The organism is Streptomyces sp. AC627_RSS907, assembly GCF_019049165.1.
In genome coordinates, this window is sequence record NZ_JAGMUE010000673.1 from 1 (window position 1) to 554 (window position 554).

The following is a 554-nucleotide window of genomic DNA, read 5'->3' on the forward strand; positions in this document are numbered from 1 at the left end:
GCCTCTCGGACGCCACCGCGGCCCTGGTGCGCGCCGTCAGCGCGCAGTGGCCGGGCCCGCACGCCCCCGCGGTGCGCCTCCTGCCCCGCCGGCTCTCCTCCGACCGCCTGCCCAAGGGCTTCGAGTTCCCCGAGCGCGGCATCGCCATCGGCATCGACGAGACCAACCTGGAGCCGGTGTACGTCGACTTCGAGACCGACCCGTTCTTCCTCGTCTTCGGCGAGAGCGAATCGGGCAAGACGGCGCTCCTCCGCCTGATGGCGAAGCAGCTCACGGAGCGGTACGGGGCGGACGAGGCGAAGATCGTCGTGGGCGACTACCGGCGCTCGCTGCTGGAGACCATCTCCCCGGAGCACCTGTTGGAGTACGCGCCGGTCGCCTCCGCGCTGCAGACGCACATGGACGCCATCAACACCGTGATGGAACGCCGCGCACCGCGCTCCGACGTGACCCCGCAGCAGTTGCGCGACCGTAGCTGGTGGTCGGGCCCGCAGTTGTTCGTCCTGATCGACGACTACGAACTCGTCTCCACCAGCAGCGGAAACCCCCTCGCC

1 pseudogene is annotated in these 554 nt (G+C 70.2%); it reads left to right on the top strand.

The features are described from left to right. Positions 1-554 (top strand): annotated as a pseudogene (locus KUM32_RS37730) (type VII secretion protein EccC); the annotation flags it as partial.